The organism is Providencia sp. PROV141, assembly GCF_028481645.1.
Classification (GTDB): domain Bacteria; phylum Pseudomonadota; class Gammaproteobacteria; order Enterobacterales; family Enterobacteriaceae; genus Providencia; species Providencia rettgeri.
Genome location: NZ_JAMPPR010000019.1, coordinates 50326 through 69798 on the forward strand (window position 1 = coordinate 50326; position 19473 = coordinate 69798).

At 40.8% G+C, this 19473-nt stretch carries 21 protein-coding genes and 1 tRNA gene; 16 read left to right on the plus strand and 6 right to left on the minus strand.

Features of this window, described 5'->3' with window-relative positions; genetic code table 11:
• Positions 1-38: 38 nt before the first annotated feature.
• Positions 39-848 (minus strand): prepilin peptidase, encoded by an 810-nt coding sequence (locus PSF09_RS13860; protein WP_272684024.1) that lies wholly within the window; start codon positions 846-848, stop codon positions 39-41.
• Between the two features lie 279 nt (positions 849-1127).
• On the opposite strand from PSF09_RS13860, the gene rsmE reads away from it, so the two are divergent.
• The 9 genes from rsmE to hemW all read left to right on the plus strand — a co-directional run bounded on the left by rsmE (position 1128) and on the right by hemW (position 7952).
• The gene (gene rsmE, locus PSF09_RS13865; RefSeq protein WP_272684025.1) at positions 1128-1859 is read left to right on the plus strand and encodes a 16S rRNA (uracil(1498)-N(3))-methyltransferase; all 732 of its coding nucleotides are present in this window, start codon (positions 1128-1130) and stop codon (positions 1857-1859) included.
• 9 nt (positions 1860-1868) lie between these two features.
• The gene (gshB, locus tag PSF09_RS13870; RefSeq protein WP_272665463.1) at positions 1869-2816 is read left to right on the plus strand and encodes a glutathione synthase; all 948 of its coding nucleotides are present in this window, start codon (positions 1869-1871) and stop codon (positions 2814-2816) included.
• 132 nt (positions 2817-2948) lie between these two features.
• The gene (locus tag PSF09_RS13875; protein ID WP_272684026.1) at positions 2949-3512 is read left to right on the plus strand and encodes a YqgE/AlgH family protein; all 564 of its coding nucleotides are present in this window, start codon (positions 2949-2951) and stop codon (positions 3510-3512) included.
• Complete coding sequence (ruvX, locus tag PSF09_RS13880) at positions 3512-3931, plus strand: Holliday junction resolvase RuvX (protein WP_004914142.1); 420 nt, start codon at positions 3512-3514, stop codon at positions 3929-3931. The genes PSF09_RS13875 and ruvX overlap by 1 nt, the downstream gene beginning before the upstream one ends.
• Before the next feature lie 146 nt (positions 3932-4077).
• Positions 4078-4770 (plus strand): YggS family pyridoxal phosphate-dependent enzyme, encoded by a 693-nt coding sequence (locus PSF09_RS13885; protein WP_272684027.1) that lies wholly within the window; start codon positions 4078-4080, stop codon positions 4768-4770.
• 14 nt (positions 4771-4784) lie between these two features.
• Positions 4785-5606 carry a pyrroline-5-carboxylate reductase gene (proC, locus tag PSF09_RS13890; RefSeq protein ID WP_272684028.1) on the plus strand — a complete coding sequence of 274 codons (822 nt, stop codon included), beginning with the start codon at positions 4785-4787 and terminating at the stop codon, positions 5604-5606.
• Between the two features lie 19 nt (positions 5607-5625).
• Complete coding sequence (locus PSF09_RS13895) at positions 5626-6210, plus strand: YggT family protein (RefSeq protein WP_210836982.1); 585 nt, start codon at positions 5626-5628, stop codon at positions 6208-6210.
• A 16-nt stretch (positions 6211-6226) separates the two neighbouring features.
• Positions 6227-6820 carry an RdgB/HAM1 family non-canonical purine NTP pyrophosphatase gene (rdgB, locus tag PSF09_RS13900; RefSeq protein WP_109911961.1) on the plus strand — a complete coding sequence of 198 codons (594 nt, stop codon included), beginning with the start codon at positions 6227-6229 and terminating at the stop codon, positions 6818-6820.
• Positions 6813-7952 carry a radical SAM family heme chaperone HemW gene (hemW, locus tag PSF09_RS13905; protein ID WP_210836980.1) on the plus strand — a complete coding sequence of 380 codons (1140 nt, stop codon included), beginning with the start codon at positions 6813-6815 and terminating at the stop codon, positions 7950-7952. The genes rdgB and hemW overlap by 8 nt, the downstream gene beginning before the upstream one ends.
• A gap of 160 nt (positions 7953-8112) precedes the next feature.
• Here hemW and PSF09_RS13910 read toward each other — a convergent pair whose 3' ends face one another.
• The 5 genes from PSF09_RS13910 to trmB all read right to left on the minus strand — a co-directional run bounded on the left by PSF09_RS13910 (position 8113) and on the right by trmB (position 12118).
• Positions 8113-9063, minus strand: a complete 951-nt coding sequence (locus PSF09_RS13910) for a siderophore ABC transporter substrate-binding protein (protein ID WP_272665468.1) — start codon at positions 9061-9063, stop codon at positions 8113-8115.
• A gap of 211 nt (positions 9064-9274) precedes the next feature.
• Positions 9275-10006, minus strand: a complete 732-nt coding sequence (locus PSF09_RS13915; protein ID WP_272684029.1) for a DUF2884 domain-containing protein — start codon at positions 10004-10006, stop codon at positions 9275-9277.
• Between the two features lie 23 nt (positions 10007-10029).
• The gene (gene glsB, locus PSF09_RS13920) at positions 10030-10956 is read right to left on the minus strand and encodes a glutaminase B (protein WP_210836977.1); all 927 of its coding nucleotides are present in this window, start codon (positions 10954-10956) and stop codon (positions 10030-10032) included.
• Between the two features lie 110 nt (positions 10957-11066).
• A complete protein-coding gene (locus tag PSF09_RS13925) occupies positions 11067-11399 on the minus strand; it encodes a YggL family protein (RefSeq protein WP_115166698.1) in 333 nt (110 codons plus the stop codon).
• Positions 11399-12118: a tRNA (guanosine(46)-N7)-methyltransferase TrmB gene (gene trmB / locus PSF09_RS13930; protein WP_109911959.1), complete on the minus strand. Its 720-nt coding sequence runs from the start codon at positions 12116-12118 to the stop codon at positions 11399-11401. Before trmB ends, PSF09_RS13925 begins: the two co-directional genes overlap by 1 nt.
• A gap of 289 nt (positions 12119-12407) precedes the next feature.
• Between trmB and mutY the strand changes: the two genes are divergently transcribed.
• The 7 genes from mutY to PSF09_RS13965 all read left to right on the plus strand — a co-directional run bounded on the left by mutY (position 12408) and on the right by PSF09_RS13965 (position 19458).
• On the plus strand, positions 12408-13460 hold the full coding sequence (gene mutY, locus PSF09_RS13935) for an A/G-specific adenine glycosylase (protein WP_272684030.1): 1053 nt from the start codon (positions 12408-12410) through the stop codon (positions 13458-13460).
• Positions 13461-13470: 10 nt separating this feature from the next.
• A complete protein-coding gene (locus tag PSF09_RS13940) occupies positions 13471-13740 on the plus strand; it encodes an oxidative damage protection protein (protein ID WP_198641881.1) in 270 nt (89 codons plus the stop codon).
• 54 nt (positions 13741-13794) lie between these two features.
• Positions 13795-14868 carry a membrane-bound lytic murein transglycosylase MltC gene (gene mltC / locus PSF09_RS13945; protein ID WP_272684031.1) on the plus strand — a complete coding sequence of 358 codons (1074 nt, stop codon included), beginning with the start codon at positions 13795-13797 and terminating at the stop codon, positions 14866-14868.
• Positions 14869-15054: 186 nt separating this feature from the next.
• Positions 15055-15130, plus strand: a tRNA-Phe gene (locus tag PSF09_RS13950).
• 492 nt (positions 15131-15622) lie between these two features.
• On the plus strand, positions 15623-17248 hold the full coding sequence (gene dcuS, locus PSF09_RS13955; protein ID WP_272684032.1) for a DcuS/MalK family sensor histidine kinase: 1626 nt from the start codon (positions 15623-15625) through the stop codon (positions 17246-17248).
• Positions 17241-17909, plus strand: a complete 669-nt coding sequence (locus PSF09_RS13960; RefSeq protein WP_210836967.1) for a response regulator — start codon at positions 17241-17243, stop codon at positions 17907-17909. The genes dcuS and PSF09_RS13960 overlap by 8 nt, the downstream gene beginning before the upstream one ends.
• Positions 17910-18150: 241 nt before the next feature.
• On the plus strand, positions 18151-19458 hold the full coding sequence (locus PSF09_RS13965; protein ID WP_272684033.1) for a 2-hydroxycarboxylate transporter family protein: 1308 nt from the start codon (positions 18151-18153) through the stop codon (positions 19456-19458).
• Positions 19459-19473 lie beyond the last annotated feature (15 nt).

The window sequence follows — 19473 nt, forward strand, 5'->3', positions numbered from 1 at the left end:
GCCGCTTTTCAAATATACGCATAAGGTTGTCATTTAATTTAATATTCAATTATTGATAAATACAACCATGTGCTAGCACTAATAATTAATGCGGGGCCAAATGGAATCGTCTTCGCTGTTTTAGCTATTTGCACCCCAGATAATGCCTCTGTGTGGGCTAGATTTGCCAGTTGCTTCTTTGGGGATATTTTAGGCAATAGCCCATACGTTACCCAATATTGTAATAGCCCCAGCCCTGCGGCAGTGCCCAAAAAGTAAGGTAACTCCCAAACTCCAAGCCAGGCCGAACAAGCGGCAACGAGTTTAAAATCCCCTCTCCCCATTTGTGGTTGATAAGTTTGTTTCTCAACCAATGTAACCACCATTAACATCACTAAGTAACTGATCAGTACTGCATAAATAGCTGAGACTACATTCCCACTTGGTAAGTGAATTTGATATAGCAACCCTACCCATAATAATGGGTACGTAAGAATATCGGGGAGATAACCTATTTTATTATCAATGACAAATAATGGTATTATTAGATTAATATATAATGTTAAAAATAAAATAATAAGTAAATTATTAGATGAATAATAGATTATAAAAATTATCGCGCTATATATTAGAAGTAAAACAGTATTTTTAATAATAATTTTTGATTTATTAAAATGAACAACCGGTAAATAAATAAGTAGTTTTTTAGTTGTAAAAAAGGACATTACCAGTATGAAGAAAAAAGATAAAATACAAATAAAATCAATTAGATTGATAGGGTTTTCATTTTGACATGATAATGTAAATTGCTCAGACGGCGAAATAATAGGTATGACCGTTGATATTAAAGTACAGAGTAACTCCCTCATATTAACTCCTTATTCCTTTATGGAGATAAAAATAAATATACTGTGAATTTCTGCTATCCCCAACACTTTAATTCCGTTGAGTAGAGTCGGTTTATTCGAATATCATAATCTTCTCGTTTACTTTCATCACTGTTTAAGATGTCACTTATGGCACAGACATACTATAAAAGGTCACTATTTCGTTATAAACTAGGTAGCAGCGCTTGAGTTTAACAATTCAACCCCCATATTCATCAAAGTTATATTATTTATTAACCCAGTCGGTACTAAGGAAAAGCTATGCGCGTTCCACGCATTTATCACCCAGAGCCTCTTCAAATAAACACAACAATTTCTCTTGGTGATGATGCTGCAAACCATGTAGGTCGGGTACTACGCATGACTGCGGGCCAAAAACTCGAACTTTTTGATGGCAGCAATCAAACCTTTAGTGCTGAAATTACTGAAGCTACTAAAAAAAATGTATTCGTACACATTGAAAATAGCCAGATTGACGATAGAGAATCCCCTCTCGATTTACACCTCGGGCAGGTCATGTCTCGTGGGGAAAAAATGGAATTTACCATCCAAAAATCTGTCGAGCTTGGGGTTAATACAATTACACCTTTATTATCAGAACGTTGTGGTGTTCGCCTAGATGGCGAACGGCTCGATAAAAAATTACTGCAATGGCAAAAAATTGCGATTGCAGCCTGTGAACAATGTGGTCGCAACCGAATTCCAGAAATTCGCCCTGTACAAACCCTTGAAGCATGGTGTGCGGAAAATGATGGTGCTTTTAAAGTCAATTTGCACCCAAGGGCAACAGAAAGTATTAATACGTTACCCACTGAACTGAAGAAAGTACGATTGTTGATTGGCCCTGAAGGTGGCTTGTCAGCAGACGAAATTGCCATGACAGCAAATTATCAATTTACCGATATACTGTTAGGGCCTCGAGTATTACGAACAGAAACGACTGCGCTAACCGCTATCACAGCACTACAAGTGCGCTTAGGTGATCTGGGGTAAGGAGAAAAAATGATCAAGCTCGGTATAGTGATGGATCCTATTTCATCCATCAAAATCAAGAAAGACACCAGTTTTGCAATGATGCTGGAAGCTCAGCGTCGAGGTTATGAAATCCATTATATGGAAATGAATGACCTGTATTTACACCAAGGTGAAGCTCGCGCACAAACAAAAATCGTGACAGTCGAAGAAAACCCAGAAAAATGGTATGAATTTCATGGGGAACAAGACATCCCCCTAAGTTCACTTGATGCCATTTTAATGCGGAAAGACCCCCCATTTGATACTGAATTTATCTATGCGACTTATATTCTAGAAAGAGCAGAACAAGCTGGCACCTTAGTTGTGAATAAACCGCAAAGCCTACGTGACTGCAATGAAAAACTCTTTACAGCTTGGTTTGCTGAGTTAACACCGGACACATTGGTCACACGCAGCCCACAAAAGTTGAGAGAATTTCACCAAAAACATGGGGATGTTATATTCAAACCACTAGATGGTATGGGTGGTGCTTCGATTTTCCGTCTTAAACAAGATGACCCAAATGTGGGCGTAATCATCGAAACGTTAACGGAGCATAGTTCCCGTTACTGCATGGCACAAAACTTCCTACCCGCAATTAAAGATGGTGATAAACGTGTCTTGGTAGTGGATGGTGAACCTGTTCCTTATTGCTTAGCACGAATTCCAGCTCAAGGTGAAACCCGAGGTAACCTTGCAGCGGGTGGCCGTGGGGAAGCTCGTCCATTAAGTGAAAGTGACTGGGCCATTGCACGTGCCGTAGCGCCAACATTAAAAGAAAAAGGCTTAATTTTTGTTGGCCTTGATATCATTGGTGACCGTTTAACCGAAATTAACGTGACCAGCCCAACATGTGCGCGGGAAATTGAAGCCGCATTTGATATCTCCATTACAGGTATGTTAATGGATGCCATTGAACGCCGTCTCAATAAATAATTTATAGTGGTTTATCTTCACTGATGGCTTTTATTATTTTCACACAATAAAAGCCATCCGTTTTATTTACCACCTATAAGTTTGCCTTTTATTGTGTTCTCTCAATTGTTTTAAATTTGCTGGAGTCTAAGTTTGAATCTGCAAAACCATTTTCTTATCGCCATGCCATCCTTAACAGACCCTTATTTTGAGCAGTCGGTCGTTTATGTGTGTGAGCACAATGAAAAAGGGGCGATGGGGATTGTGATTAACAAGCCTATTGATGATTTTTCTGTCGATACGATGCTTAAAAAACTCGAAATTACGATTTCAGATAAAATTGATAATCGTAATTTAAAGAAACCTGTCATTGCGGGTGGTCCCGTGGCTGAAGAGCATGGGTTTATCTTACATACACCGATAAAAGGCTTTTTATCGAGTCTGCACTTAAATGATGAAGTGATGGTAACGACGTCAAAAGATATCTTAGATACTTTAGGAGGTGAGCTATCCCCCGCAAACTCCTTAGTTGCGCTAGGTTATGCAAGCTGGGAACCTGGTCAACTTGAACGTGAAATCATGGAAAATAGCTGGTTAACCGTTGAAGCGTCTCCTGAGCTTATTTTTGACACACCAATTCATGAGCGCTGGACTGCTGCGGCTAAATTAATTGGTATTGATATTCATACTATTTCAATGCAAGCGGGGCATGCTTAATGTCTGGAAGAACTTTGTTAGCCTTTGATTTTGGAACCAAAAGTATCGGTGTGGCCGTTGGACAAGAAATTACAGGTACCGCGCGACCATTAACCTCACTAAAAGCCAGTGATGGCCGCCCTGATTGGCAACAAATCGAAAAGTTACTTAAAGAATGGCAACCTCAGTTGGTTATTGTTGGCCTTCCCCTTAATATGGATGGTACGGAGCAACTGGTCACAAGCCAAGCCCGTAATTTTGCAAATCGAATTCATGGCCGTTTTGGTGTTAAAGTCGAATTACATGATGAACGTCTTTCCACTGTTGAAGCAAAAGCAGGCCTTTTTGAACAAGGTGGTTATCGAGCTTTAAGTAAAGGAAAAGTAGATTCTGCATCTGCTGTTGTGATCCTTGAAAGCTGGTTTGAGCAACATATTTAAATTTGCACAAATTTGAGGTTATTTTTCGTCTTAACCTCATGCAAAGGTGCCGTTCTAACGTAATTTGCTTTACACTATGGTCTACAGTCGCTATTCATGTATGACATGAATAAAATAGTATTGAATAAACCATATTGAATAAAATAATGACCATTCAAAATAATATCTCTGATGTTACAGCGCGTATTCATCATGCCGCAGTAGAATGTCAGCGCTCACCACAAGACATTACCCTGTTGGCTGTCAGTAAAACCAAACCTTGTGAGGCTATTTTAGAAGCTATAGAGGCAGGTCAACGCCAGTTTGGTGAGAACTATGTGCAAGAGGGCGTTGAGAAAATTCAATATTTCTCTGATAGAAATGACTTAGTTTGGCATTTCATCGGCCCATTACAATCAAATAAAAGTCGCCTTGTCGCTGAGCACTTTGACTGGTTCCATACCTTAGATAGAGCAAAAATCGCTCAGCGCTTAAATGACCAACGTCCAAATGGAAAAGCCCCCCTCAATGTGCTAATTCAAATCAATATCAGCGATGAAAACAGTAAATCAGGTATAACGCTAGCAGAAGTTGCGGACCTTGCGGCGCAAGTCGCTACGATGCCAAACCTTGTGTTACGCGGCCTGATGACGATCCCTGCACCTGAAACAGATTATGAACGCCAATGTGCTGTATTTCATCAAATGAATGAGACGTTTAAGCAATTAAAAACCACTTATCCCACTGTTGACACGCTTTCAATGGGGATGACTGACGATATGCGTGCAGCAATCCATTGCGGTTCAACACTTGTTCGCATAGGAACCGCTATTTTTGGCGCTCGCCAATATCACCAATAAGATAGGAGAACAGAATGCAACATCGTAAAATTGCCTTCATCGGCGCCGGAAATATGGCTCACGCCATCATTGCTGGGCTGGTTAACCATGGTTACCCTGCATCGATGATCACGGTGTGCTCTCCTACACCTGTACGTCGAGACAAACTGGCCGAACAATATGGCATTATCAGCAGCAATGATAACTTAGCTGCCGTCAAAGCCGCTGAGGTCATTATCCTAGCGGTTAAACCTCAAATGATGAAAGAAGTGTGTGAGCCGCTGCAAAAAGCCACAAACTTTGACCAAAAATTAGTACTGACTATCGCCGCGGGGATCCCCGCTGAGCGGTATAATGATTACTTTGCACACCAACTGAATTTAGTACGCATCATGCCAAATACACCATCGTTGGTGGGTAAAGGCGTTAGCGGGTTATTCGCTCAAGGGAAGGTTTCTGAACCAGACAAACAGTTTGCTCAAGAACTGATGCAAAGTGTTGGCTCCACTATTTGGTGCCAGCAAGAGCAAGACATCAATAAGATTATTGCCATTACCGGTAGCTCCCCTGCCTATTTCTTTCTATTTATGGAATCAATGCAGCAAAAGGCAGAACAACTCGGTTATGATAAGCAACAAGCTCGAGAGCTCGTTCTTAATGCAATTGAAGGGGCTGTAGAACTGGCTAAGTCACAAAGTGACACGGACTTTTCAGCTTTACGTGAACAAGTCACCTCTAAAGGCGGTACCACCGCGATGGCTTTAGAGCAATTTTATAATGGAAATCTTCCGCAAATTGTTGCCGATGCAATGCAAAGCGCAATAAACAGAGCAGAAGAAATGGAAAAACTTTTTTAAATTAATCGCGGAATTCGCCATGCAGACCTTAGTATTCGTCGTTACTACCCTGATCCAACTGTATATTTTTGTATTACTGCTGCGCGTATGGATGCAGTGGGTGCGTGCAGATTTTTATAATCCCTTTTCAAAATTTGTTGTTAAAGCAACACAACCTATCGTTGCACCATTGCGCCGAGTCATTCCTTCTTTTGGCGCGATAGATACCGCTTCAGTGGTTGTTGCGTTTGTTTTAGCCATTGCAGCCATTATCTTTGGTATGTGGGCAACTAACTTACTCCCTATTTTAGGGATAAGCATTTTACCTATGGGACTGATTTTATTATTAACCTATACCGGTAAATTAATTTTTTGGATGATTTTAATCCGTGCAATTCTAAGTTGGGTTAGCCAAGGCCGTAACCCTGTCGATTATTTATTATACCAATTAACCGAACCTTTAATGGCGCCAATCCGTCGTATCATTCCTGCTATGGGCGGGTTAGATTTCTCTGCAATGATTGTGATGTTTATTTTAATCGCATTGAATTACCTGCGTGTAGATATCTCACTGATGATTGACCCATCATTGACTGCAATGATGTATTCCATTGGTATTATGTAAAAACGAGTTTTAAATAATGCAAAAAGTTGTTTTAGCCACCGGTAACCCCGGAAAAGTGAATGAGTTAGCTGGCCTACTACGTGATTTTGGGATGGATATCGTCGCACAAACCTCATTAGGTGTTGAGTCCGCAGAAGAAACGGGCTTAACTTTTATTGAAAATGCGATCCTAAAAGCGCGTCATGCAGCGGCACAAACCGGGTTACCCGCAATTGCTGATGATTCAGGAATTTCCGTTGATGCCCTTGGTGGCGCACCGGGGATTTACTCTGCCCGCTACGCAGGTGAAGAAGCAACAGACGAGCAAAACCTAGTTAAGCTATTAGAAGCAATGAAAAATGTGCCTGACGACCAACGTCAGGCTCAGTTTAACTGTGTGTTAGTTTATTTGCGACATGCCGAAGACCCTACGCCATTAGTATTCCATGGCCGTTGGCACGGTATCATCACCCGTGAACGCAAAGGCCAAGGCGGCTTTGGTTATGACCCCATATTCTATGTTCCTGAATTAGGTTGTACCTCAGCAGAGTTAACTAAAGCGGAAAAGCAAGCCGTTTCACATCGTGGAAAAGCACTCACAATGATGTTGGATGCGCTAAAGAATGCTTAAATTACCCCCGCTGAGCCTGTATATCCATATCCCTTGGTGTGTACAAAAGTGCCCTTATTGTGACTTCAATTCACATACGCTTAAAGGTGAGATCCCTCAGCAAGAATATGTGGCGCACTTATTAGCCGATTTAGACACCGATGCAAAATTAGTTGCAGGACGTTCGGTGAAAACTATTTTTATTGGGGGCGGAACCCCCAGTTTATTAAGTGCTGAGTCAATGCAAGCTTTAATGGATGGCGTACGTCAGCGAATTGATTTAGACCCACATGCAGAAGTTACCATGGAAGCAAACCCTGGTACTGTTGAAGCTGGCCGTTTTGCAGGTTACCAAGCCGCAGGAATTAATCGTATTTCTATTGGCGTACAAAGCTTCGGTAACGATAAATTAATCACTTTAGGGCGTATTCATGGTGCTGATGAAGCGAAGCGCGCTGCTCAGTTGGCTAGTAATCTTAATTTAAGAAGCTTTAACCTCGATTTAATGCATGGGTTACCCGCGCAAACTCAAGTTGAAGGTTTATCTGATCTGCGCCAAGCTATTGAACTTGCCCCTCCGCACCTGTCTTGGTACCAACTCACTATTGAACCTAACACTCAATTTGGCTCACGCCCTCCGGTATTACCCGATGACGATACGCTGTGGGATATTTATACTGAAGGCCATAAATTATTGAGTGCGGCAGGTTACCAGCAATATGAAACATCCGCCTATGCTAAACCCGGTTACCAATGCCAACACAACCTCAATTACTGGCGCTTTGGTGACTATTTAGGCATCGGTTGCGGCGCTCATGGAAAAATTTCTTTTGAAGATGGTCAAATTTTACGAACCGTAAAAACAAAACATCCTCGAGGTTATATGGAGGGCCGTTATATACACCAATCCCATGACGTTGACGCTTCCGATAGACCATTTGAATATTTCATGAACCGCTTTCGCCTACTTGAAGCTATGCCACGCGCTGAATTTACCCAATATACAGGGTTGCCAGAATCAATCGTTAGAGCGGCTATTGATGAAGCTTTAGCTAAAGGCTATATCACAGAAACCGTGAATGAATGGCAGATTACAGAGCATGGAAAACTGTTTCTCAATTCTCTATTAGAGCTATTTTTAGGTGAAGAGTAACCGCTGTTCGGTTCATTTAGAAATTACTTCACTGATAAATTAGATGAAAGCCCACTTCAAACGAAGTGGGCTTTTGTTTAGAGATAAAAATGAAATAGACAAGAATAACAATTGAGGTAATACATATTGCCACCATCAATAAGACAGTGGCAGATATCTGTTATAGAGCATTCTCCACCGCATTAACTTGCTCTGTTAAGCTAACTAAACCACCACCTGACAAATACCATAAGTCAGATTGCAGGTAAGTAATTTTGCCATCTTTATAAGCTTTGGTTTCTTGAATGTTGCTATCTTCAAATACGGTTTTATCCAATTTACCTGCACCAATCGCTTCGCTACGGTCAACAATCAGGATCACATCTGGGTTAGCTTGAGCAATCGTTTTGGTATCTACAACACGGCGTTTGGCTTTATCTGCACTTTCATCAACCGGTAAGTCAGCGCGTTGTGCTTTCACAACGTTGTAAACAACAGCCTGGCTATTTGGAATTAATTTGCCGTCATTATGCATTAATACTAAAACTTTTTTATTGGAATCAGCCGCTTTCTTCTGGGCATCTGCGATGACTTTATCTAATTGGACTAACTGCTCATCAACCGCTTTTTGGTTACCATAGAGCTCACCAATTACACCAATGTTGGCTTTTACAGAATCAATATAGTGTTTGCTATCAGAGCCTAAATTGATGGTGGGTGCAATTTTTGATAACTCATCATAAGACTTACCTTGACGACCTGTGATCACAATCAGATCAGGTTTTAATTGCGCGATTTTGGCTAAATCAGGTTGTTTCATTCCACCTGCATTTTCCATTGATGCAGGAATACTGCCTTTTATATAAGCAGGAGCATTGCCAGTTGGTAGTGCAACAACCTTGTCACCTAAGCCGAGTTTTTGCATTGAGTCATAAACACCGAAATCAAACAGAACCACTTTTTGTGGCTTTTTCATGACTTCAGTTTCACCTGATAGGTGTTTGATCGTCACTTTTTCAACGCCTTGTGCTGTAACCGCATTTGGAGTGAAAGTGGTAGATTCAGCGCTAAGAGCAAAAGGCGCAGAGAATGACAACACAGAAACAAGCAGAGCAGGAATGAATTTTTTCATTTAAATGATCCCAATTTAGTCATTAAGCCAAACCCGCATTGTAAAGTGAGTGGCTTAGATGTCAATCAAATAAGAATCAATTTCATTTTCATTCCCATTAATGGAGTTAATATCACACAAATTGATGATAGCGATAATATGGATAAATAAAAAAACAGTAATGTACGAAAATACATTACTGTTCATAAGGTTATTATTGATTTTAAATCTATTAGTGACTTTTGATTGAATTAAGTAATGAGACGCGTTGTTGCTCTATTGAAGTCACTTTAGAACAAACTTGTTGGCCGAATTGCTGGAAGCTTTTCTCTTGTTTTTTCCATTCAGATTCGAGTTCTTGTTGTAACCCGCCTAAGTTACCTAGCATACCTTGTAACGCTTTATTGGCATCGCCACCCGATAATAATTGCTTACGTCCCATCTCGTTAATGCTGTCTTGTAAAATACCACCTAAGCTTTCATTGACTAACTCCCGCCCTTTCGTTTCAACCGTTTTCATGGCTTCATGGTGAAACACATAACCATTGGGACGAGTCTCAATAATTTGGTTGATTTGCCCATTAAGATCTTTTTCTAATTTTGTTAACCGGTTACGAATATTGCTATCGCTGCCAACCACTTTAACGACAACTTTGTCTATCGTTTCCCTTGAAGTTGATAATTTTTTTTCTGATTCTTGTTTTATCCAAGGTAAATCCTGACGAATATCGGCTTGGTAACGAATAGCTTGCTGTTTTTGCGCCTCTGTTGCAGCCACATTTTTACCGTTAAGTGTAATCTCACCGTTTGGCGTAATTTTTAAATCACCACTCGCACCAATAATTTGCACACTTTCGGGCGTCATAAAGATGTCATCCTTTGGCGTTACAGAACAGTTATAATCTGCAGCTTGGCTCGTCGCACAAGCAAGGAGTGAAAAAGCAATTAATGTACGGCGTAACATAAAATCTCCTAGTAGAGCATTAATTAAAAAACAGAACGCCCAATTCGTTTCGATAATAGCTCTAAAGCCGCACAGCCGACTAAAGAGTTCCCTGCCGAGTCTAGCTCAGGTGACCAAACCGCGACCGTAAATTGGTTTGGTACTACGCAGACAATACCCCCGCCAACGCCAGACTTGCCAGGCATTCCTATCCGAAATGCAAACTCACCAGAGCCGTCATACATACCACAAGTCATCATTAATGCATTGATTTGCCTTGATTGTAGTGGCGTGATGATGGGGTCAATAGAGCAAGATGACATTCCTTGCGATGTTAAATAGGAAAAACATCTCGCTAATTCAACACAGTTCATACTTAGAGAGCAATAATGAAAATAAGTTTCGAGAACCGTTAAAACATCATTTTCAAAATTCCCAAAGGATTTCATAAGATAAGCAATGGCCGCATTACGGCTGGCATGTTCGAGTTCTGAGCGAGCGACAACTGTGTCATAGCTAATGTCCGGTTCACAGGATAATTTCCGGACAAACTCCAACATACGCTGTTTTGGTGCGCTTAAGCGTGATTGCAGCATATCAGCGATAACAATGGCCCCCGCATTGATAAACGGGTTTCGAGGTATCCCCTTTTCCATTTCGATTTGAATTAGCGAATTAAAGGGTAGCCCGGAGGGTTCTTTACCTACGCGGCTCCAGATTTCCTCTTCTTCATAACGCGTCATTGCAAGCGTAAGGCTCAATACTTTTGAAATAGATTGAATTGAAAAGCGTTGGTAGGCATCACCCGCTGTAAAAATCTCACCATCGAGGGTGGATACCGCAATACCTAAATGATGGGAAGACACACAACCTAAAGCAGGAATATAATTTGCAACACAACCTTGCCCAATCAGTGGGCGAACTTGGTCTAGGATATCGTTGAGTAGCTGGTTAGAAAACATGGCGCTCAAAACGTTGACTCCAGATAGTATTTGCAACAGAAAATAAAGGCACCCAATTTTTGGATGCCTCTTCAAGCGACTGAAAGTTCAGTTTATTTATTGAGGTTAACTCAATAAAATTATTCTTCCCACCAAACATCAAAAAGCTCAGAAACGACGACGTCATTCATCCCTTTTGATTTTAGCCAGTTTTCAACAATTTGACGGTGCTCTTCGGTACATTTGCCAATTTTTTGTAGGCAAACGATCCCTTCCCAGCTCATATAGCCACTTGCTTCAAACGCTAAACCATTCGGTTCAATCGCTTCTGCAATCAGTTGGTCAACGGTGCTGTCAACTTCCTCAATCGGCGTACCTTCTTTAAAGCTCCACTTAACAGTAAAGCCTAACTCTTGGAACTCATCCAAGCGTAATTTTTTACGTAAACGACGACTACGTGGTTGTTTAGCCATTATTTGATCCTCTCAAACATTAAATCCCATACACCGTGCCCTAACCGCTGGCCCCGCTTTTCAAATTTTGTTTCTGGTCTTGTTTCTGGACGAGGAACGTAATCACCTGATGGCGATAAGTTTTTATACCCTTCGACACTCGTCATCACTTCAAGCATGTGCTCTGCATAAGGCTGCCAATCTGTTGCCATATGGAAAACACCACCGATAGCTAGTTTACTACGAATTTTTTCTGCAAACGGAACTTGCACAATACGGCGCTTATTGTGTTTCGCTTTATGCCATGGGTCAGGGAAAAATAACTGAACCATTTCAAGGCTTCCATTTGGGATCATGCAGTCTAAAACTTCTATTGCATCATGGCACATCACCCGTAAATTGGTGACATTTTCTTCTTTTGCTGATGCTAAACATGCGCCAACACCGGGAGCATGAACTTCGATACCTAAAAAGTTTTTATCTGCATTTTGAGATGCCATGGTCACCAATGAGGCGCCCATCCCAAACCCAATTTCCAAGGTAACTGGATTTGAGTTATTAAATACTTTGGCAAAATCAAAAGGCTCATTGATAAAATCGATGCCTTTTTCTGCCCATTCTTTTTCTAATGCGTCTTCCTGACGTTTTGTCAGACGCCCTTGACGGCGGACAAAACTACGGACTCGGCGCATAACCCGCCCATCTTCATTATATTCGGGGGAGATAACATTATTGATCATAATAAAGGTTCTAAAATGAATGCCCAATTAAGTTAATGTGCCAACAATCAAGTTTATAAGGTGATTGGTTACCAAACCTATCAGTTTACAGCCCTAATGCCCCAAGTTGCAGTGAATAACCTTACCCTTGAAGCATGATGGATATCGGAGTTTAGCAAAACTTCCACAAGGATGCAGTTGATAATTAGCTAACTTTACACTAAACAACACAATAGCGGTTTACAGCCCTCTTCGTCTATGTTGCAATTCCTGCCATCACTGGAAATATCAATAAAAAATAAAATTATCAATGGAAGCTCAACAATTTTCATCTGCAGTGCTTAACTGGTATCACAAATACGGTCGTAAAACGTTGCCATGGCAACAGGAAAAATCGTCCTACCATGTTTGGTTATCAGAAGTCATGCTGCAACAAACCCAAGTGAGTACTGTAATCCCCTATTTTGAGAAGTTTATCTCTCGTTTTGAGGATGTTACCGCCCTTGCCAACGCACCTCTTGATGAAGTTTTACACCTATGGACAGGGCTCGGTTATTACGCTCGGGCTCGGAATCTCCATAAAGCCGCACAAGTGATTGCGACTCAATATGGTGGCTCATTTCCCACTACATTTGATGAAGTATTAGCGCTACCAGGCGTTGGCCGGTCCACAGCCGGGGCAATTTTGTCATTATCACAAAAACAGCATTATCCTATCTTAGATGGTAATGTTAAACGTGTATTAGCTCGAGCTTATGCGGTTGATGGTTGGCCGGGTAAAAAAGAAGTCGAAAATCGCTTGTGGGAAATCAGTACTGATGTCACGCCAAAAGAGGGAGTTGAATTTTTTAACCAAGCGATGATGGACTTAGGTGCGATGGTCTGTACTCGCAGTAAACCAAAATGTGAGCTGTGCCCACTTAATTTTGGCTGCATGGCCTATGCCAATCATTCATGGCAAAACTACCCAGGCAAAAAGCCTAAACAGAAAATTCCTGAAAAAAGTGCTTGGTTTCTAATTATGCAGCACGGTGATAGTGTGTGGTTAGAACAACGCCCACCATCCGGTATTTGGGGCGGGTTATTTGCCTTCCCACAATTTAATTCTTTAGAGCAACTCAATGACTGGCTGAATGAATCAGGCCTTGAACATACTCAATTAGAGCAATTAATTTCCTTCCGTCACACATTTAGCCATTTTCATTTAGATATTATCCCTGTAAAAGTTAACATTCAGGCATTTAATTCTGCCATGGATGAAGGCAAAGGACTCTGGTATAACTTACACTTAGGCGCAACTATCGGCCTTGCAGCCCCAGTTGAAAGTTTACTAAAACAGCTCGCCTTACTACCTGATATTTGAGGAAAAATTAATGAGTAGAACCATTTTTTGTACATTTTTACAACGTGATGCTGATGGGCAAGATTTTCAGCTTTACCCAGGTGAGTTAGGAAAACGTATTTTTAACGAGATTTCAAAAGAAGCGTGGAGTCAATGGATGACAAAGCAAACCATGCTTATTAATGAAAAGAAACTCAATACCATGAACCCTGACGACCGTAAAATGTTAGAACAAGAAATGATTAATTTCTTGTTTGAAGGCCATGATATCCATATTGATGGCTATACACCTGAAAAATAATCTGTTTGTCTACCTACTGAGTAGGTAGACTTTTGCCCCAAGACTGTGAATCGTATGAAAAAACTATTTGCGCTGAGTTTGTTAATTCCCTTAATTGTTTCTTGTTCTAGCAAGCAAAAATCTGACTTTAACCCTAATTATGTCAAAGATACCAATGGGTTCGATATATTAATGGGCCAATTTGCCCACAATATTGAGAATATCTGGGGCATTAAAGAAGTGTTAATTGCAGGCCCAAAAGACTACGTTAAATATACCGATGAATACCGAACTCGTAGCCATATTAATTTTGATGCGGGAACCATCACGGTTGAGACAATTTCAGCAATAGAACCTTCACAGCACCTAAAGAAAGCCATTGTCACCACCTTATTAATGGGCGATGATCCTAATTCCATTGACCTCTATTCTGACATTAATGATATTCCTCATAGCAAAGAACCCTTTTTATTTGGCCAAGTGCTAGATAACACAGGAGAAGCTATTCGTTGGGAATGGCGAGCCACAAAGTTTGCTGATTATCTGATAGAAAATAAAATGCAACGCCGGCAGTCTGGTATGAATATTGTTTGGTCAGTAACTATGCAACTAGTACCAAACCATTTGGATAAACGGGCTCATAAATATTTACCTTATATTAAAAAATCTTCAGCCAAATATGGTGTTGATGAATCATTAATCCTCGCTATCATGCAAATTGAATCAAGTTTCAACCCTTATGCGGTTAGCCGTTCTGATGCACTTGGTTTAATGCAGATAATGCCAAATACAGCAGGGAAAGATGTTTTCCGCTCACAAGGGAAATCCGGTGTACCTAGCCGTAGCTATTTATTTGACCCAGAGAAAAATATTGATACAGGTACTGCTTACTTAGCTATATTGCAAAACAGCTACTTAGGCGATATTAGTAACCAGACCTCACGCCGCTACGCGGTCATCACTGCCTATAATGGCGGAGCTGGTAGCGTATTACGTGTCTTCCACAGTGATAAAAAACAAGCCGCACAACGTATTAATAATTTAGAGCCTGGAGAAGTGTATGAAACTTTATCCACTAAACACCCAGCGGCTGAGTCACGTAATTATCTGATTAAAGTGAACAAAGCACAGAAAAATTATCTCCGCTAAAATTTTTCCAATATTGCATATGCCAGCCAAAATCGATTTTAAGGCTGGCATTTGTTATTAACCTTAATAATTTTATGTATATTCGATTAAAAACTGGCTAACATGTTGAAAAAAAGCGCATACAGTCAAAAGTTTATTGAAAGCGCCTTGACTCAACCAATGAAATCAGGTTTAATACGCTCCGTTGCCCGGATAGCTCAGTCGGTAGAGCAGGGGATTGAAAATCCCCGTGTCCTTGGTTCGATTCCGAGTCCGGGCACCACTAATTTTCAACAGACGTCAATCGACGTCTGTTTTTGTTTGTAACGCCCACTAAAATTAACACTCCGCCAAAGTTTCAATTCAACTGAATTCTATTCGACTCTACCCACATCCCCCCTACTGTGCGGATACAATTGCAGGTATCGCAGCTCTATATTATTTAACACACAACATTAAAGGTTCACCTTTAGCTATTACATACCTTCAATTGCATTTTGAAATACGAGCAGTATATGGAGTTTCAAGCCCCTTTCATTGGCAACAATAAGGTCAAATATAGCTCTGCAATTACCATCGAAGTCAAAACAATGAATTGACCTTGATGGAAGAGAAGATTCCTCGATTAAATTCATTTTGCACAGGCTCACATTCAGGGTAAGACATTCCCCTACCATATATAAGCGCATGGTATGCTTTTTATACCAGAGTAGGAACAAATTAGGTTCCTACAAATTATAAGAAATAATATTTTTTACATAATAAGAAGAAATTAATGAAACTATTTATTTTTTTTACGCGCCTACCACTAAGGGTACAAATTATCGTTTTAGTCGTGACTGTGCTAGCACTACCACTTATCGTAGCTAACATCCAGATTTCAAAAGATATCGATGACCGTTTGCATTATGAAGCGGCTGATAAAGCCGAAGTCGTAGCAGATGTTATCGCATTATCCCCCATAGTCGCCAAAGGATTGGTAAACCCAACTCAAGAGGCATTACAAGAAATACAAGATTACTCACAATCCGTTCAAAGTGTTTCTGGTGTTGAATTTATTGTGGTGATTGATATGAATGCTATCCGAATATCCCACCCTGATGTCGCTAAAATCGGCAAACCGATGGAAGGCGGCGATGAAAAGCGTGTACTTAGAGGTGAAAGTTATAATTCTTCCGCAAAAGGTTCACTGGGATTTTCCTTGCGGGCATTCAAACCTATTTTTGATGCACAAAGTCAGCAAGTCGGTGCTGTCGTCGTTGGTATTATGTCCAATAGCATCGACCAAGCCATCGAACAGGTTAATCAACCAATCCGCTCTGCCCTTACACTAGCTCTGTTGATTGGTATTGTACTGGCTATCGGGTTATCTAACAGTATCAAAAAAATTCTGTTTGGCCTTGAACCATTGGAAATTGCTCGTCAATTGGGAGAACGTAATGCTGTGCTCGCCTCTGTCCGAGAAGGGATTATCGCTGTTGATCGTGATGCCAGATTGACAATGGTCAATAGCGAAGCCAAGCGTATTTTAAGCCTTGCGGGGATCTCTCCTGATTTAATCGGTAAAAAAGTAGAAAAATGTATTCCACATACTCGTCTACTCGACGTACTCCTCTCAGGAGAATCAGAGTTCGATCGTGAACAAAATCTTCATGGAATATCGATATTAACCAATCGAGTTCCTTTGTATGCCAACGGTCAAATCATCGGTGCAATCGCAACATTTCGTGATATGTCGGAAGTGAGCAAGCTAGCTGAAGAGCTTACTGGTGTGAACCGTTATGTAGAGGCATTACGCGCATCTGCACATGAACACCTCAATAAACTCCACGTTATTAATGGATTAGCACTCGGTGGAAATCGACAAGTGTTACTTGAGTATTTGTCTGACATTATTAATGAAAATAAAAGTGAGCAAGCTTTCATCAATGATGCCATTCGGGATCCTATTTTATCAGCATTCTTATCGGGCAAATTCAGCCGCGCTAAAGAAATGGGTGTCGATCTGGTTATTGATATCAATGATGTCGTTCCTGAAATTCAACAACCCAGAGTGAGCCATGCGCTAGTGACGCTATTAGGAAATTTGTTAGACAATGCCTTTGATGCTGTACAACTTTCTGAAACGAAAGAGGTCATTCTTCATTTAGCGCTAAAAAATAATAAATGGTACATCGAAGTCAGTGATAGTGGCTCAGGAATGCCAGCAGAAAATATTCCACAAATATTTCAACGCGGGTTTTCCACAAAAGGTGAGCATCGGGGAATTGGCTTATTTTTGGTTAGTGCAACGTTGGATAAGCTAAATGGCACAATGGACGTATTTAGCCATGTTGGCAGTGGCATGACATTCGCCATCTATATTCCTGCAGAAGTAATTAATGGAGGTAGTGATGATTAATGTCTTAGTTGTCGAAGATGACCCAATGGTAGCTGAATTAAATAAAGGCTATCTAAATATGATTGATGGGTTTTCATTAGTTGGAGTAATTAATAGTGGTACTGAAGTCCTTGAGTTCATGAAGAACCATGATGTTTCGCTGTTGTTGCTCGATATTTTTATGCCAGGATTAGATGGTCTTAGCCTGCTTAAAGAGATCAGAAAAAACTATTCAAATGTTGATGTTATTATGGTCACTGCCGCCCGAGGTGGTGCTGATATCCAGAGAGCATTACGCCTAGGAGCCATTGACTATATTGTTAAACCTTTTGTTTTTGAACGATTTCAATCTGCGCTCGTTAGCTATCATGAACGAGTCAAATTGTTAACAGATGAAAGTAACCTAAGCCAAGCGGCTATCGATAGCCGCATCTTTGCTAAAGAAACACAAAGCCATAAAACGCCAAAAGGCATAGAGCATGAGACACTGACAAGAATTCAGTCTATCGTTCGAGAGCAAACTAAACCGTTTGATGTTCAAGAACTTGTGCCTATCGTCAAACTATCGCGCATATCATTAAAAAAATATCTCGACTATCTGGTCGAGATAGGTGAGCTATATAGTGAACTTGCCTATCGTGGTCAAGGTAGGCCAGTGACACTTTATCGATTAATCCGTTAGTATTTTCACCTAAAATCAATCGTGATCTGCATAACATTGTTATGCAGAACTTATGCTAATTACGTGATAATGGTCGCGATATTCCTAACTAACCAACAGCTAAACCGTGATTTAACTCCCAAATTAAACTTTTAAAATTAACCACTTACATAAGTTTCATAATGCTTAACTAAGTTTCAGATGCGAGACGATGACGTCATGTTTACACCAAAATGGCTCCGACTATAAAAGGAGTCCCATAATGGAAAAAGACGTTCAAATTACCACAGAAGCAGTTAAGCCGAAATTTTGGCAAACAAAAATTGGGCCGCTACCCCTTCCGCTTTATCTTATCCTTGCAACTATTATTATCTTGGCGTCAGTATTCGGGAAATTGCCTTCAGATATGTTAGGTGGTATTGCCGTAATGATGATAATCGGTATGTTACTTGGTGATATCGGGATGCGCGTACCGATCCTCAAAGACATTGGTGGACCTGCTATTTTGTCCATTTTCGTTCCATCCGTCTTAGTTTTCTACAACCTGATCAACCCAACGGCAGTTGCCGCGATTTCATCATTCACTAAAACTTCAAATTTCCTTTATTTCTACATTGCTTGTTTAGTATCTGGAAGTATTCTCGGCATGGTACGTGCTGTACTAATCCAAGGCTTCTTAAGGATGTTTGTTCCACTAGCAATCGGTACCATTGCTAGCTGTATCGCGGGGGTTGCCGTTGGTTCATTGACAGGACTCGGTGCATACCACTCCTTCTTCTTCGTTGTTATTCCTATTTTATCAGGTGGAATTGGTGAAGGTATCTTACCGCTATCCGTTGCTTACTCAGAGATTTTGAATCAATCACCAGACAAATTTATTGGAATGTTAGTACCTGCAGCCATGTTAGGTAACTTATTTGCCATCATGTCCGCTGGCTACCTGCGTCATTTAGGTGTGAAAAAACCACATCTAACAGGTAACGGAACCTTAGTGCGATCAGGTGATATTGATTTAAGTGCTAAGAATGAAAACCAACCGATTGACTTTGGTTTAATGGGAGCGGGCCTGATAATCGCATGCTGTTTCTATCTGTTTGGTATGTTAGCCAATTACTTTATTCCAATCCCTGCACCTATTATTATGATCCTGTCCGCTGCACTGGTAAAAACGCTTGGTATTATGCCACGTGAGATGGAACTGGGTGCTTATCAACTGTATCGCTTTGTTGCACAGAACCTGACTTGGGCGCTTTTAGTCGGTGTCGGTGTTCTATATACCCCTTGGAATGAAGTCATTGCTGCTATTACCCCTGCTTATATTGCTACCGTTGCCGCAACAGTACTCGCGATGATTTCAAGTGGTTTCTTCATTGGCCGTTATCTCAATATGTATCCAATTGAATCTGCCATGGTCACTGGCTGCCATAGTGGCTTAGGTGGAACTGGTGATGTCGCTATTTTATCTGCGGGTAACCGTATGGAATTAATGCCATTTGCTCAAATCGCCACGCGTTTAGGTGGAGCTTGTGTTGTGGTGTTGGCTGCAATTTTAATGCGTGTAATTAGCTGAGTACTTAGGAGGCGA

Bases quoted from the DNA above. Each gene is read 5' to 3' on its own strand.
- PSF09_RS13895 (WP_210836982.1), top strand. From the start codon at position 5,626: ATGCAGACCTTAGTATTCGTCGTTACTACCCTGATCCAACTGTATATT.
- gshB (WP_272665463.1), top strand. From the start codon at position 1,869: ATGATCAAGCTCGGTATAGTGATGGATCCTATTTCATCCATCAAAATC.
- PSF09_RS13860 (WP_272684024.1), bottom strand. From the start codon at position 848: ATGAGGGAGTTACTCTGTACTTTAATATCAACGGTCATACCTATTATT.
- mltC (WP_272684031.1), top strand. From the start codon at position 13,795: ATGAAAAAACTATTTGCGCTGAGTTTGTTAATTCCCTTAATTGTTTCT.
- dcuS (WP_272684032.1), top strand. From the start codon at position 15,623: ATGAAACTATTTATTTTTTTTACGCGCCTACCACTAAGGGTACAAATT.
- mutY (WP_272684030.1), top strand. From the start codon at position 12,408: ATGGAAGCTCAACAATTTTCATCTGCAGTGCTTAACTGGTATCACAAA.
- PSF09_RS13915 (WP_272684029.1), bottom strand. From the start codon at position 10,006: ATGTTACGCCGTACATTAATTGCTTTTTCACTCCTTGCTTGTGCGACG.
- hemW (WP_210836980.1), top strand. From the start codon at position 6,813: ATGCTTAAATTACCCCCGCTGAGCCTGTATATCCATATCCCTTGGTGT.
- PSF09_RS13925 (WP_115166698.1), bottom strand. From the start codon at position 11,399: ATGGCTAAACAACCACGTAGTCGTCGTTTACGTAAAAAATTACGCTTG.
- rsmE (WP_272684025.1), top strand. From the start codon at position 1,128: ATGCGCGTTCCACGCATTTATCACCCAGAGCCTCTTCAAATAAACACA.
- PSF09_RS13940 (WP_198641881.1), top strand. From the start codon at position 13,471: ATGAGTAGAACCATTTTTTGTACATTTTTACAACGTGATGCTGATGGG.
- trmB (WP_109911959.1), bottom strand. From the start codon at position 12,118: ATGATCAATAATGTTATCTCCCCCGAATATAATGAAGATGGGCGGGTT.
- proC (WP_272684028.1), top strand. From the start codon at position 4,785: ATGCAACATCGTAAAATTGCCTTCATCGGCGCCGGAAATATGGCTCAC.
- PSF09_RS13910 (WP_272665468.1), bottom strand. From the start codon at position 9,063: ATGAAAAAATTCATTCCTGCTCTGCTTGTTTCTGTGTTGTCATTCTCT.
- rdgB (WP_109911961.1), top strand. From the start codon at position 6,227: ATGCAAAAAGTTGTTTTAGCCACCGGTAACCCCGGAAAAGTGAATGAG.
- PSF09_RS13885 (WP_272684027.1), top strand. From the start codon at position 4,078: ATGACCATTCAAAATAATATCTCTGATGTTACAGCGCGTATTCATCAT.
- PSF09_RS13960 (WP_210836967.1), top strand. From the start codon at position 17,241: ATGATTAATGTCTTAGTTGTCGAAGATGACCCAATGGTAGCTGAATTA.
- PSF09_RS13965 (WP_272684033.1), top strand. From the start codon at position 18,151: ATGGAAAAAGACGTTCAAATTACCACAGAAGCAGTTAAGCCGAAATTT.
- ruvX (WP_004914142.1), top strand. From the start codon at position 3,512: ATGTCTGGAAGAACTTTGTTAGCCTTTGATTTTGGAACCAAAAGTATC.